Annotated in this window: 14 protein-coding genes; 9 read left to right on the forward strand and 5 right to left on the reverse strand. The window is 62.0% G+C overall.

Annotated elements, in window-relative coordinates; genetic code table 11:
- The first annotated feature begins 34 nt into the window (after positions 1-34).
- The 3 genes from GL4_RS12910 to GL4_RS12920 are packed head-to-tail and all read left to right on the forward strand — an operon-like array spanning position 35 to position 2,100.
- Positions 35-817, forward strand: coding sequence for an ABC transporter ATP-binding protein (locus tag GL4_RS12910; RefSeq protein WP_244462617.1), 783 nt, complete (start codon positions 35-37; stop codon positions 815-817).
- Entirely contained in the window at positions 810-1,514 is a 705-nt protein-coding gene (locus GL4_RS12915; RefSeq protein WP_244462720.1) for an ABC transporter ATP-binding protein, read from the forward strand. Before GL4_RS12910 ends, GL4_RS12915 begins: the two co-directional genes overlap by 8 nt.
- A complete protein-coding gene (locus GL4_RS12920) occupies positions 1,480-2,100 on the forward strand; it encodes a hypothetical protein (protein WP_052464506.1) in 621 nt (206 codons plus the stop codon). The genes GL4_RS12915 and GL4_RS12920 overlap by 35 nt, the downstream gene beginning before the upstream one ends.
- A 108-nt stretch (positions 2,101-2,208) precedes the next feature.
- On the opposite strand, the gene GL4_RS12925 is transcribed toward GL4_RS12920, so the two are convergent.
- From GL4_RS12925 to GL4_RS12935, 3 genes are all read right to left on the reverse strand, one after another.
- Complete coding sequence (locus GL4_RS12925) at positions 2,209-3,231, reverse strand: branched-chain amino acid ABC transporter permease (protein ID WP_197539041.1); 1,023 nt, start codon at positions 3,229-3,231, stop codon at positions 2,209-2,211.
- On the reverse strand, positions 3,224-4,096 hold the full coding sequence (locus tag GL4_RS12930) for a branched-chain amino acid ABC transporter permease (protein WP_045368138.1): 873 nt from the start codon (positions 4,094-4,096) through the stop codon (positions 3,224-3,226). The genes GL4_RS12925 and GL4_RS12930 overlap by 8 nt, the downstream gene beginning before the upstream one ends.
- A gap of 159 nt (positions 4,097-4,255) precedes the next feature.
- Positions 4,256-5,548: an ABC transporter substrate-binding protein gene (locus tag GL4_RS12935; RefSeq protein ID WP_045368139.1), complete on the reverse strand. Its 1,293-nt coding sequence runs from the start codon at positions 5,546-5,548 to the stop codon at positions 4,256-4,258.
- A 416-nt stretch (positions 5,549-5,964) separates the two neighbouring features.
- On the opposite strand from GL4_RS12935, the gene GL4_RS12940 reads away from it, so the two are divergent.
- Positions 5,965-7,929, forward strand: coding sequence for a molybdopterin-containing oxidoreductase family protein (locus GL4_RS12940; protein WP_244462618.1), 1,965 nt, complete (start codon positions 5,965-5,967; stop codon positions 7,927-7,929).
- Positions 7,930-7,974: 45 nt separating this feature from the next.
- On the forward strand, positions 7,975-8,142 hold the full coding sequence (locus GL4_RS12945) for a twin-arginine translocase TatA/TatE family subunit (RefSeq protein WP_045368141.1): 168 nt from the start codon (positions 7,975-7,977) through the stop codon (positions 8,140-8,142).
- An 85-nt stretch (positions 8,143-8,227) separates the two neighbouring features.
- On the opposite strand, the gene GL4_RS12950 is transcribed toward GL4_RS12945, so the two are convergent.
- Positions 8,228-8,956: a class I SAM-dependent methyltransferase gene (locus GL4_RS12950; protein ID WP_197539042.1), complete on the reverse strand. Its 729-nt coding sequence runs from the start codon at positions 8,954-8,956 to the stop codon at positions 8,228-8,230.
- Between the two features lie 94 nt (positions 8,957-9,050).
- The gene (locus GL4_RS12955) at positions 9,051-9,815 is read right to left on the reverse strand and encodes a TorF family putative porin (protein ID WP_082025662.1); all 765 of its coding nucleotides are present in this window, start codon (positions 9,813-9,815) and stop codon (positions 9,051-9,053) included.
- A gap of 463 nt (positions 9,816-10,278) precedes the next feature.
- Between GL4_RS12955 and GL4_RS12960 the strand changes: the two genes are divergently transcribed.
- The 4 genes from GL4_RS12960 to moaD all read left to right on the forward strand — a co-directional run bounded on the left by GL4_RS12960 (position 10,279) and on the right by moaD (position 14,039).
- Positions 10,279-11,034: an SDR family oxidoreductase gene (locus tag GL4_RS12960; RefSeq protein ID WP_045368142.1), complete on the forward strand. Its 756-nt coding sequence runs from the start codon at positions 10,279-10,281 to the stop codon at positions 11,032-11,034.
- A 120-nt stretch (positions 11,035-11,154) separates the two neighbouring features.
- Entirely contained in the window at positions 11,155-13,071 is a 1,917-nt protein-coding gene (gene uvrC, locus GL4_RS12965; RefSeq protein WP_045368143.1) for an excinuclease ABC subunit UvrC, read from the forward strand.
- Positions 13,072-13,225: 154 nt separating this feature from the next.
- Positions 13,226-13,771: a CDP-diacylglycerol--glycerol-3-phosphate 3-phosphatidyltransferase gene (pgsA, locus tag GL4_RS12970; protein WP_045368145.1), complete on the forward strand. Its 546-nt coding sequence runs from the start codon at positions 13,226-13,228 to the stop codon at positions 13,769-13,771.
- Between the two features lie 13 nt (positions 13,772-13,784).
- Complete coding sequence (gene moaD / locus GL4_RS12975) at positions 13,785-14,039, forward strand: molybdopterin converting factor subunit 1 (protein ID WP_045368146.1); 255 nt, start codon at positions 13,785-13,787, stop codon at positions 14,037-14,039.
- Positions 14,040-14,060 lie beyond the last annotated feature (21 nt).

Below are 14,060 nucleotides of genomic sequence, written 5' to 3' on the forward strand. Positions count from 1 at the left end.
AAGACTTGATTTTCCGGGGACAACGCACACGCCGATGATGCAGACACAAACGCCTATTATCGAGGTACGCGATCTTGGCCGCATCTTCGGCGGCATCGTTGCCATCAACGATCTGAGCTTGACCGTTCGCGAGGGCACGATCCACGGGTTGATCGGTCCGAACGGCGCCGGCAAGACGACGACCTTCAACGTCATCAGCGGCTTCTACCCGCCGTCTCGGGGAAAGATCCTCTATTGCGGCGAGGACGTTTCCGGCCGGCCGACCAGCGCGCTTGCCGAGCGTGGTCTCATCCGCACATTCCAAGGCACCACGCTGTTCCACGAATTCACCGTGATCGAGAACGTTCTGCTGGGATGCCACCGCAGCGCGAAGGCCGGCGTGGTCAGCCGGATCCTTGGGACGGACCGCAACATCGAGGCGGCCGCGAGGGCCAAGGCGTACGAGATACTCGAGTTCCTCAACCTCGCCCACCTAGCGGACGAGCTGACGGCGAACCTGTCGCACGGTCACCAGCGCGCCCTCGGACTGGCGGTCGCGCTTGCCGCTGAACCGCGGCTGCTGCTGCTGGACGAGCCCTTTACCGGGATGAACCCCGAAGAGACACGGCAGATGATCCAACTGGTCCGGCGCATCCGCGAGGAGCAGCGCGTCACGATCATGCTGATCGAACACGACATGCAGGCGGTGATGGGCCTCTGCGACATCATCACGGTACTGAACTTCGGGACGCTCTTGACCGAAGGCACGCCGGAAGAAGTGCGCACCAACCCCGCCGTTATTGAAGCCTACTTGGGAACCGCGATCGATGCTGCTTGAGATCAAGAACATCAAAGTCCACTACAACAAGGTGGCGGCCCTGAAGGGTGTCAGCATGGCTGTTCCCGACAAGGGCATCGTCACGATCGTCGGCGCAAACGGCGCCGGCAAGAGTACGACCTTGCGCGCCATCTCCGGCCTCGTACGGATCAGCGATGGCGAGATCATTTTCGACGGCCAGCGCATCGATCGGCTGGCGCCGGAGAAGATTGTTGCGCTCGGGATCGCACATGTGCCCGAAGGGCGGCGGGTCTTCCCCGACCTGACGGTTGAAGAAAACCTTAGAACCGGTGCTTTTCTGCGGTCGGACAAGGACGGGATTGAAGCGGACCTGCGCGACGTGTTCAAGCGCTTCCCGCGCATGGAAGAGCGCCGGGGTCAGTGGGCTCGGTCGCTCTCCGGCGGCGAGCAGCAAATGCTGGCGATCGGCCGCGCCCTGATGTCCAGGCCGCGAATGCTGATCCTCGACGAGCCCTCCATGGGGCTGTCGCCGGTCATGGTTCAGGAGATGGCACGCGCCATTCGCGACATCGTGGATCGCGGCGTTCCCGTCGTCCTCGTCGAACAGAACGCCGAGCTCGCTCTCAAACTTGCGAACTTCGCCTATGTCCTCGAGACGGGAACAATCGCGCTGGAAGGACCCGCACGGGAGCTGCACGACAATGACCATGTTCGAAAAGCCTACCTCGGCGCCTGAAATCTGGAGTCTGCAGGAGCTCGTCAACGCCGGCTGGAGCCAGGACGATCTGTCCTGGGAAGCCACCAGCGAGGAAGCGGTCGCGGCCGCATGTGCAGGAGACTTCGAGCAGGCGAAGGACAAGGCGGGCAGCGCCTTGCGGCTGGCACGCGAGACCTTTGAACCAATCGACCCGCGGCTCGGCACGAGCCTTGCCAACTTCGGGATATGTCTTGCGCTGACTGGCGACAAGAACGACCTCGCCGCTCTGGCCGCAAAGGCTCTTGAGACCTGGCGTGGGGCCCATCCCTGGATCGCCCGCATGCAGGCGCCCAGAGTCGCCCGCAGCTCGATGTTCCACCTCCGCATGGAGGCTCTTCACCGCGACACCTACCGCGCACTGTGGCAGAAGCGGTGGAACGCTATCGCCAAGGACGCGGCAACGCGCCTGGAGGCTTTGAGGGACAATCCAGACACGCTCATCGCACCCGACGCGGCCGTGTTCACGGCCTGGCGGCGCGAACGGCCGGCCATGTTGAATGATACCCGCAAACTGCTGGCAGCCGGTCAGCTCTTGCTTGCGCCGGCGGCCGAACCGCGCAGCTAGCGCGGCTCTTCCCAACTGATCGAGAACTGGGCTTCCCGTCCGCCCGTTGCGCGGCGCGCTATTGCTCTTGCGCCGCGGGCCCGGCTAACGCGCCAGCCCCGCCGATCCTCACTCTGCGATCTGGGGCGACGCGAGAGATCCGTTGCTCTCTTTGTCCCGTTTGCCGAACAGCCGCTTGATCTTCGGAACCAGGCTCTCTAGGCCGTCGGGCAGGAACAGAATCGCGATGATCAGGAGAGCGCCGTAGAACATCGGCCGCATCTCCTCGACACCGAGAGACCGCAGCACGATCTCGTTGACAATGGTGAGTACCACGACGCCGATGATGGGACCGTAGAAGGTCGCCGTGCCGCCGACGATCGCCCAAATCAGAATGTAGACCATCTCCTCGACGCTGAACCTGTTGGGCGCGATTGCGCCCACATAGTGCGCATAGAGCGCGCCGGCGAGACCGGCGAAAAATGCCGAAAAGACGAAGGCGAGCGTCCGGTAGCGGAACGTGTTGACGCCGACAGACTCGGCCAGCTTGTCCTGCCAGTGAATGGCGTGAAAGGTGAGCCCGATGCGCGACTTCTCAACGCGATACAGAATCAGAAGTGAGATCGTTACGACGATCAGGCAGAGATAGTAGTAGTTCACCGGCTCGTAGAAATCGATCGAGAGAAAGTCCGGAAAGGAGGGGATACGCTTGATGCCCTTCGGACCGCCGAACAGAAACGTGAGGTCGCTCCACTTCCACGAGAGGCGAATGACCTCGCCGGCCGCGAACGATGCAATGAGGAAATAGAACCCCTTCATCCGGAACAACGGAAAGCTGAGGAGAAACGCCAGGAATCCTGCCATCGAGGCGCCGGCCAGCATTGCGAGCGGGACCGGAACCGAAAGCTTCTTTGCCACCAGGGCCGATGTATAGGCCCCTACCCCCATAATGACGGCGTGGGCCAGAGACCATTCGCCTGTCAGCGTCAGCAGCCGGTAGCTGCAGACGAGCAGCACGTTGATCACGAGCAGGACCAGAACCTCCTGCTGCGAGAACGACAGGAGATGCGGAAGCACGACGAGGACGCCTGCCAGAAGTACGAACCCAAACGCAGCAGCGAGGTTCACGGAGTGACTGTCAGGCTTATGCACGTTCTTTCGCTCCAAATAGTCCTGTCGGCCGCACGATGAGGACCCCGAGCATCAGGAGGAGACCGACTATATTCGCCAGGGTGCCGTCGTAGAGCGTCGTCACGAAGGTATGGACGAACGCGTAGAGGATCGAGACCAACACGGCCCCTTCCAAGGAACCGAGGCCGCCGACGATGATGATGATGAAGGCGGAAACGACGACGGGATGCCCCATATAGGGTGTCGGAGAAACCAACGGCGCCGTCAGGGCACCGGCAACGCCGGCAAGCGCCGCGCCAATGAACATCGCCAAGCGTGCCGTGTTGTTGATCGACATTCCTTGAAGCACGGCCGCTTCCCGATCTTGGGCACAGGCTCGCAATGCCCAGCCGAACTTGCTCTTACGCAGAAATATCCAAAGCGCACTTAGCAGGGCGACAGCAGCTACGATGACATAGAGTCTCTGGTAGGTCAGAACGACACCGTCCATGAAGACAAGCTTGTCCTGGGTCGACGGAGGCACGTTCTTCATCCGCACGCCGAATCCGAGAACCGCAATCGTCTGCAGGATGAGAAGAAAGCCGATCGAGGCGATCAGGCCGCCCAGTGGATTGTCGCGCAAGGGTCGGAACAGAGCGAGCTCCATGAGAAGCCCGAGCACCCCGACAAAGGCCAGCCCCGCCGCGACCGAGAGAAAGAAGGGAAATCCTTGGTCGGCATAGAGGGCGACGACGGTATACGCCCCTGCCATATAGAGTTCGCCGTGCGCGAAATTGACCACGCCCATCACGCCGAAGATGAGGACGAATCCAACCGCGATGAGTGCCATGTAGCTCGCGGCATAGGTCGCATTGACGACGGTCTGAAAGAAAAGTTCTGCTGTCATCTCATATCGCTCCGCCTCGCGCCCGGCCCAATATGGGGCCGGGCGCTGGCAGTCGTGTGCACAGAAAGTATGGCTCTGGATGATCCGCACCGCTCACGGAACGCCTTGGCGATGGTCAAGCGCGCGCCGCGCTGGCGAACCAGCCTGCGCCCAGTCTGTTTAGCCGCGCTGATAGTACATCTGATTGAGCGCCTTCATGTGCTTGATCATCAGGTCGCTATGCTTGTCCCACCAGGCGGGGATGGACTTGAAGTCTTGGATCTTCGCCTTGCCGTCCTTGATAGCCACGACGGGCCACTCGCCAACGAGCGCGTTGTCGATGCCGAACAGCTCCTTGCCCCACCACTTGGCTTCGCCAAACGCCTGGCGCCCGGTGCCGCCGACCTTCATGGCCTCGAGCACCTTGACCGGCTCGGTCGTTCCGGCGCGTCCCGCAGCGTCAGCCCAAAGATCCATGATCGAGGCGTACTCCCACGACACCGCGCTCCACTCGCCCTTGCCGTAGCGCTTCACATACTCATTGTAGAAGTCGTTCGGCTTGTTGAAGTTGACGTGCTCGGCATTCATGGCCGGGTCGTCAAAGTCTGGGAACTGGAAGATGAAGCCTTCCATGAACTCCTTGGACGTCTTCTCAACCAGCTTCTCATAGAAGTCCGCCGTGCACGAGATCATCTGCCCCTTGAAGCCTTGCTGGAACGCCTGCTCCACCAGCGGATGCACATAGTCCGCATAGCACGTATCCAGGCAAATGATGTCCGGCTTCAGCGCCAGCATCTTGGACATGAGGGGCGCGAAGTCGGTCGTCGCCGGGTCGAAGAAGATGGGCTCGTCGAGGACCTCGATGCCGGCGGCCTCAAAGGCGGCGAGGTAGGTCGCCACGGAAGGCTTGCCGAGGGAATCGTCCTGTGCGCAGACGACGGCCGTCTTGAGCTCCGGCTTGTTCTCGGCAAGCCACTCAACGCCCGTCACGTTGTAGATCGGATGCACCTCGCACGGCGCAACCAAGAGCTCCGTCTCGGGGCTCAGATCGCTGGGCAGCAGGGTCGAGAACAACATTTCCTCTTTGTCCGCGATCGGAGCGGCGCCCGGCCACGGATCGCCGCCCAGCATCATGACGAACTTGACGTCGTCCTCTTTGATCAGCTTCACCGCGCCGGTCCGTGCCTTGCTAGGATCGTATTCGTCGTCATAGGCGACGAACTCGACCTTGTAGGCCTCGTCGCCGATCTTGACGCCGCCGTCCGCGTTGACCCAGTCCGCCCAAATCTTGCAGCCGTCCAGGCCGGGCTTGCCCCAGGCGGAGACTTCACCGGTCAAGGGCGCGAGAAATCCGATCTTGACCACCTTGTCCGCGCCGAAGGCGAACTTCGGCATCGAGACACCGGCCATGGCCGTTACCGCCGCCGTGGTTGCGAGAAAGTCGCGGCGACTAATCGTGAATTTGCTTGTCATTTAGTCCCTCCACGTCAAGTGACGGCGCGACCGCAAGAGCGAACGGTCTGCCTGCTAAACGCATTGCTGATGGGTGAAGAATGGGCGGCGCGGCGCGGTAGGCTGTATGAAGCTCAGTTCGCTTATTCATGATGCCCAAGCTTCCAACCGCGAGTTGCGCCACCAGTTTTCCGGCCTCGAAATCGGGCCGATATCGTTCTGATGCTCGGTAGTTTCGGTGTTGGAACGACGGCGGGGCAATCCTCTTGAGTGAGTAACTCCTAGGGGGTACGGGAATATATTAGACTTCCAAATCACCACTTGGCAGGATCGGGCGATGAAACCTTGAGCAAGTCCTTCGAGGATTCATCGTGCCAAGTGAAACGGTCATCAAAACGACATGCGCGCGCGACTGCTATGACGCGTGCGGAATAGCCGTGCATACGCGAGACGGGTCCATCACCAAGGTTATCGGGGATCCGGACCATCCGGTTTCGCGCGGCAAACTCTGTGGCAAATGCGCTATTGCCTACAATGGCGCCTGGCGCGACCCAGCGCTCCGCCTTTCCTCTCCACTGCGGCGTGCGGGACCGAAAGGTGAGGGAAAGTTCGTTCCGATCTCCTGGGACGAAGCACTCGCGGAAATCTCCGAGCGCTTCACGGAGCTTGTCGATCAAGGCAATGCACACACTATTCTGCATACGCACTATACGGGCACGGTCGGGCTGATAAATATTGCGTTTCCACTGCGCTTCTTTCACCGCTTAGGTGCGACCGAGGTCGACCCCGACACTGTGTGCAACAAGGCGGGCCATGCGGCTTTGGACCTCACATTCGGCACATCGGTTGTCGGCTTTGATCCACGCACGGCGCGGGATTCGCGATGCATCCTCGTCTGGGGCGCAAATCCGTCCCACTCTGCCCCACATCAGGACCAACGCTTCCTGACTGAAGCCGCCGCTGCCGGAACGACGATAATCGTCGTGGACCCGATCGAGCACGCGACGGCTACGGCATCGGACCTGTTTCTCAAGCTTCGCCCGGGCACGGACGCCGCCTTGGGATTTGCATTTCTCAATGTGATGAAGTCGAGCGGCTTGATCGACTGGGAGTTCGTCGACGCGCATGTGCTTGGCGCCAAGGCGCTCATGGAGACGATCGACAGCACGACCCCGGCCGTGGCGGAGAAGCTTTGTGGCGTACCGGCAGATTTGATCGATAAGGCGGCTCGCGCCTACGCCGAGGGCCCCTCGTTGCTTTGGCTTGGACAGGGCGTGCAGCGTCAGACATATGGCGGGAACGTCTTCCGCGTCCTCTCCGCCCTTGTGGCCTTCAGCGGAAATGTCGGAAAGCCCGGCGCGGGCTTCCTCTACTTGAACGGTCCCGATTGCCGCGGCATCGACATGGACATGGTCGCGATGCCCGAACTCGCGCGCGGCGCGACCCCGTCCATCAGCCATATGGACCTCGCAGCGACTCTCGAACAGTCCGAGTTGTCGAACGCGCTGGTGACATGGAACAGCAATCCGGCGGCGTCCTCGCCGGAACAGCGGCGTCTGCGCAAAGCCTTGTTGCGCGACGACCTCTTCCATGTTGCCGTTGAACTCTTCCATACGGACACGACGTCTTATGCGGATGTCGTTCTTCCGGCCGCGAGTTTTCTCGAGTGTAACGATCTCGTCCTGTCGTATTTCGATTTGACGCTGTCGGCTCAGGTGAAGACCGTCGACCCTCCCGGGGACGCGCTGCCGAACCATGAGATATTCCGGCGATTGGCGGGCGCGATGGGTTATGAGGAACCCGCTCTCTTCGAGAATGAAGCCGATCTCATCGAGAGACTGCTCGAGCAAACGCCTTACCCCGGCAGCTTCTCGGACCTGGCTGCGGCCGGGACGGTCACGCTTTTCGACGAGCCCCAAACCCAGTTCCCGGACCTATCGTTTCCGACGGAGTCGAAACGCATACAGCTCGCCAACGACGCTGCGGTCGAGCTGGGACTTCCACGCGCGCCGACCGCCCATGCGGACGAGCGGGCTCAGCCCGGCTTTCTGCGGATCGTTTCGCCCGCATCGGCCTGGCTCATGAACTCGAGCTACGGCAACGATCCGGTTATCCAGAAGAAGCTGGGCACGCCATCGATCGTTCTTCATCCGGATGACGCGGCCGAGTACGACGTCGTGGACGGAGATCCGATCGTTCTGGTGAACGACATCGGACGGTTGGCGCTGACCGTGGCAGTCTCGGACATCGCACAGCCCGGCATGGGCATTGTCTACAAGGGCCGGTGGCCCGGCACGACAGATACCGACGCCAATATCAACGCGCTCGTCTCCGGCCGCAAAAGCGACCTTGCCGAAAACACGACCGTTCATAGCACCGAGGTCCGGCTCGAGAGGGTCTGACCCCACACATTCAAAGACACGTTCAAGGAAGTAAGAGGACAATCTATGGGACCGAGTTGGTGGCAAATCGCAGTCGTTATCGCCTTGTTTGTGCTTCTCTTCGGCCGCGGCAAGATATCAGACGTCATGGGAGACGTGGCCAAGGGTATTAAGAGCTTCAAGGCAGGACTTGCCGACGAGGAGGTCGACAAGGCCGATCGCCACACCGGCTAGGTCTCCGGACCGCTCGAATCCAGTTAAGTACGCTGGGCGGCGTCCGCATCGACACGCGGTCGCTTCAAAAGCGGCGACGGGGCCCCTAGCACGCAACGAACAACGCGACCAGGCCGCGCTGTTCGACGTCTACATGCGCAAAGCGGCGTTTCAGACCTTCGGTCAAGGCGGCCAGGCTGTCCTCGCTGTTATTGAAGACGCCCCGCTCGTTATAGATCTTGAACAGTGCTCGGGCGGGCCCGTTGGGCCGCACCCCATCACCCAGAATCGTGGCGCCGAACAGACGTGCGTCTTGTGCCATGAGCGGCTTGAGGTGATCGAGCACCACGAGCTTTTCCGCCATGGACCCCGGCAGACAGTGCAGCACGTAGGTCAGCGCCACCGATGAGAACGGCGCCAGATCCGAAGACAAGGGCTCCAGAAGGTTCGCCTGCCGGCACTTCGGGTCGAACCGCCGCAGCCGCCGCGCCGACACGCTCAAACAGTGCGGATTGATGTCGAGCAAGACCAGGCGGTCGAATGCTGTGCCGGCACGGTCGAGAAAAAGACCGGTACCGACCGCGGCCTCCAGGTGGTTTGCCGACAGATGCCGCCGGTAAAGGCCGACGATGTTCGACGTCGGACAACGCCATGCAATCCGATTGGAGAGGCCGTGAACCGCAAGATCGTAAAACGACAACGAGGCGGGCGTGTAGATCGCGTGCGCCTTGGCGACGGCGTCCATCTTGGCGACGGCATCTGCTCCGGCAGGGGCAACGCCACCCTGCCCTGAGTCTGAACCGGGAATCTCAGCCCCCTTTTCCGATTTCGTCATCGCTCGAACTTAAGGGTTGGCTGAAAACGCGCACGAAAAAAGAAAAAGGGGCGCCGAAACGGCGCCCCTTTGGAAGGTAGTGTTTGGGTAAGTCTTAGAACGATGCGCTGATCGTACCGACGACGCGACCGTCGCAGTTGTCGCCGCGACCCGGTGCGCCACCGCAACCGATATCGCTCAGGTCGGTATCCCAGTAGCGGACATCAGCTGCCCAGTTGTCCAGGAAGCCGAGGGTCAGACCCACGTTCCAGTAGGTGTAATCCGTACCGGCATCGGCCCACTGGAAGCCGACCAAACCGCTGACGCTCGGATCGAAGAAGTTGAACCACTTGTTGCCGAAGACGTACTCGCCGCCGACCTCAAGAACGTCGTAGTCGGAGTCAGTACCCCAGTAGTTCGTCACGCCGAGGGTGAAGGCATCACCGAAGGTGTACGAACCGCCCGTCTTAATTTCGACGATGTCGGTCCCGCTGGCGCCCGGATAGGTGTACCACAGCACGCCGATATCGAGGTCGAAGCCGCCGATCGTCGGAGCGATACCACCGTAGTAGTCGATCTCGATGCTGTCAGCGAAGTCGATGTTGGAGCCCCACATGCCGAGGTAGAACATGCCGTAGGACGCATCGAGCGAACCCTGAACGGCCGGGTTCTGATTGGTCTGAGAGATACCACGGAACACATAGTCCGTGGTGAAAGCCGTGGTGGCGCTAAGCTCGAGCTGATTGCCCGAACCACCGCCGAAGGGGCCGAATGCCTGGTCCCCAGGATCTTGCGCCTGTGCCGCAAGGGCGGAACCCGCAACGAGTGCCGCTCCCAAAACCGTAGATTTGAAGATCCCCGCAATTTCACGCCGAGCCATTATCCAGTCTCCTGCTTTTCGCCTGTCCCTGACGACTTGATTTCGTTGTTTAGGATGCTGCTGACACGCTGTGTTCGCGGTGCAACGTCCCCCGTGGCTTTGACAATAGTCAGGGCTTTTGGTGAAGCAACGAAAAAGCAAGGTTCTTTCGAATTCTACAAACCCAGTGTGTCCTATCTGCAATAATTTACTGTTTTTGATACCGCATTGGGCTTAGGAGCCGCTCCGGTCAGCCTACCCATTCAGCCAGTTGCACAGTTGTTGGGCGTTTTGGCTTCGTTCCTTTGAGATACCCTCGGCGCTACACGGGTAAGCCGGGCCGACTCAGTGCGGACTCGGGGCTCCGCGCCATGTCTTGTTCGGCAGATTTCGCTCCCATAGAGTGCCGATCCCACGTGGTTGGGGCCCGCTTGGCGGGTTTTTTCCGATATTTCCGGCAGCAGCCTACGACTCGAAGGACACGATGGCCGCCAACTCCTTGGAAGCCTGTGCATTGGTGACCGGCGCCGCCCGCCGCTTGGGGCGCGCCATCGCGGAAGACCTCGCGCGCGCCGGGTGGCGGGTCGCGGTCCACTACCAGAGGTCCGAGGCGGACGCGCGCGGCCTTGTGGCGGAAATCGAGGCTTTCGGCGGACGCGCGGCAGCCGTTCAGGCCGATCTGTCGGAACTCCAGGCCTTGCCGGGCTTGATCGAGGACAGCGCCAAGGCCCTGGGGCCCGTGGCCTGCCTCGTCAACAACGCCGCCTGCTTCTCCTGGGACTGGCCGGACGATTTCGACGAGACCGGCTGGACCCAGCATCATGAAGTCAATCTTCGCGCGCCGGTTTTCCTGACAAAGGCCTTCGCCAATGCCCTGCCGGCCGGCGTCGAGGGCAATGTCATAAATCTGATCGATCAGAAGGTTCATGCGCTGAACCCCCATTACTTTACCTACACAATCGCCAAATCGGCCCTCTGGACCGCGACTCGCACCCTCGCCCAGGCCCTGGCGCCCCAAATCCGGGTCAACGCCATCGCCCCCGGCCCGGTGCTGCCCTTCGAGGGCCAGTCGGACGAAGACTTCGCGCGCGAATGCCATGACACTTTGCTGAAACGCCCTGTCCCCATGAGTGACATCACGGCGACGGTCCGCTTTCTTCTAGAGACGGGATCGATCACGGGCCAGATGATCGCGCTGGACGGCGGGCGGCACCTCAATTGGCGTCCCGACGCGGGCTGAAGCGAAAACTTGTTAGACAAGGCTCTTGCGTGGACGCCCTTGAAGGGGGCCGGAGCCACCCCCTAGTGTGAACGACAGGTCCGCACTGCCGCGAGGCAGTTGCCAACACGATACGATTTCATGACACCGGAAAGCTCTGACAGCGAAAGCGCAAATCCGCTTCTCAAGCGGGATTCGGACGCGAGTCCCGAGACGGGAGCCGCCGTCATCGCGCGCCATGCGAAGCTCGCGCCGGCTGGCCCCGGCGTCTATCGCATGTTCGATTCCGAAGGCCAGGTGCTCTACGTGGGCAAGGCGCGGCACCTCAAGAAACGCGTCCAGAGCTACGCGCGCGGCGCCGGCCACAACAACCGCATCGCCCGCATGATCGCCGACACGGCGGCCATGGAGTTCGTGACCACCAACACCGAGATGGAGGCGCTTCTCCTCGAGGCGAACCTCATCAAGCGGCTCAAGCCCCGCTACAACGTGGTTCTGCGGGACGACAAGTCGTTCCCCTTCATCTTGATCGCCCGCGACCATCCGGTGCCGCAGATCCTGAAGCATCGCGGGGCCCGCAACCGCAAAGGCGATTATTTCGGGCCTTTCGCGTCCGCCGGTGCCGTGGGCCGGACCATCAATACTTTGCAGCGCGCCTTTCTATTGCGCTCGTGCTCCGACGGTTACTACGAAGCCCGCACGCGCCCCTGCCTGCTCTATCAAATCAAGCGATGCAGCGCGCCCTGCACCGGCGCGATCTCCGAGGAAGCCTATGGTGAGCTCCTCGACGAGGCCCTGGGGTTCCTGCGCGGAGAGAGCGATGAGGTGAAGCATCGCCTGCGCGCGCTGATGGAAGAGGCCAGCGAAGCCCAGGACTACGAGCGCGCGGCGAGTTTCCGCGACCGGCTGACGGCGCTGAGCCATATCCAGTCCCACCAGGGCATCAACCCGCACACGGTGAAGGACGCCGACGTGTTCGCCGCCCACCAGGAGGCCGGGCAGACCTGCATCCAGGTCTTCTTCTTCCGCGCGGGCAACAATTGGGGAAACCGGGCCTATTTCCCGCGCGCGGACAAGGCCCTCCCCGTGGAAGAGGTTCTCGAAGCCTTCATCGCGCAGTTCTACGACGACAAGCCCCCGCCGCGGCACATCCTGCTGAGCCACGAGATCGCGGGGCAAAGCCTGCTCGCCGCCGCCCTGGAACTGAAGGCCGGGCACAAGGTCGAGGTGCTGACGCCCCAGCGCGGCGAGAAGCGCGACCTCGTCGAACATGTGCGGACGAACGCGCAGGAAGCCCTAGGAAGACGCCTCGCCGAACACGCCTCACAGCGCGACATATATAGAAGACTGGCGGACGCCCTCGATCTGGAGGAACCGCCCGAGCGCGTCGAGGTCTACGACAACAGCCATATCTCGGGCACGAACCCCGTGGGCGCCATGATCGTGGCGGGCCCCGAAGGCTTCCAAAAGGCCCAGTACCGCAAGTTCAACATGAAGGGCGAGGACCTCACCCCCGGCGACGACTACGCCATGATGCGGCAAATGCTGACCCGCCGCTTCAGCCGGCTTCTCAAGGAGCGCGAGAACGACGAGGAGGACAAATGGTCCATGCCGGACCTCGTGCTGATCGACGGCGGCCCCGGCCAGCTCTCCGCGGCCCACGAGGTTCTGGAGGAGCTCGGCCTGACCGACATCAACCTCGCCGCGGTCGCCAAAGGCCCGGACCGCAACGCCGGGCGCGAGCGCATCTACCGCAAAGGCAAGGAGCCCCTGATGCTCGAGCCGCGCGATCCGGTGCTCTATTGCATCCAGACCCTGCGGGACGAGGCCCACCGTTTCGCCATCGGCGCCCACCGAACCAGGCGGAAAAAAGGCATCACCGCCTCGCCGCTCGACGAAGTGCCCGGTATCGGCCCCACCCGCAAGCGGGCGCTGCTCCAGCATTTCGGCTCCGCCAAGGCCGTCAGTCGGGCCGGAATCGCCGATTTGGAAAGCGTTGGCGGCATCAGCGAGCACATGGCCAAAACGATCTACGATTTTTTCCATGAACGCGGTTAGCAGCGCCGCCCATTGCGTTATGTTGGGGACACCAACTGAACTGAGTGATTACGACATGTCGGAACAAGGATTGGCGGGACGGGGCGTGCCAGGGTCGCATGATGCAAACCGTGGGCGCAACGCGGATCGGCGGCATTACAGCAGCCTGCCGAATATGCTGACCTATGGCCGCATCGTCGCCGTTCCGGCCATGGTCGCCTGCTTCTTCATCGAGGCCGATTGGGGCCGCTGGCTCGCCATGTGGATCTTCATCGCCGCGGGCGTCAGCGATTTCCTGGACGGCTATCTCGCCCGCGCCTGGCAGCAGCAAAGCAAGCTCGGTCAGATGCTGGACCCCATCGCCGACAAGCTGATCGTCGCGGCCGCGCTCCTGATGCTGGCCGCGAACGGGACGATCGCCGGCTGGTCGCTCTGGGCCGGCGTCATCATCCTCTCCCGCGAGATCCTGGTCTCGGGCCTGCGCGAATTCCTCGGCGGCCTCAGCGTCAGCGTGCCCGTCACCAATCTCGCCAAGTGGAAGACCGTGGTGCAGATGGTCGCGATCGGCTTCCTGCTGGCCGGCCCCGCCGGCGACAAGGTCTGGTCCTTCACGACCAATTTCGGCCTGACGCTCCTGTGGATCGCTGCGATCCTCACGCTCTACACGGGCTACGATTACTTGCGCGCCACGCTGCGCCATCTCATGCCCGACGAGAAATAGGCACGACCCGACAATGACACGCCTCCTCTACTTCGCCTGGGTGAAGGAAAAGACCGGCATCGCGTCCGAAGACGTCGATCTGCCGGAGAGCGCCGGCACGGTCGCCGACGTCATCGCCTGGCTGAAGACGCGCGGCCCCGAATTCGAAAATGCGTTTGCGCAAAGCGAGACGATCCGCGCCGCCGTCGACCAGACCCATGCGCGCGCCGACGCTTCCATCGCGGGCGCACGCGAGATCGCCTTCTTCCCGCCCGTCACGGGCGGCTAGTTACTTCTGGCTAGTTACTAA

The sequence above is a fragment of the Methyloceanibacter caenitepidi genome (assembly GCF_000828475.1).
Classification (GTDB): Bacteria; Pseudomonadota; Alphaproteobacteria; order Rhizobiales; family Methyloligellaceae; genus Methyloceanibacter; species Methyloceanibacter caenitepidi.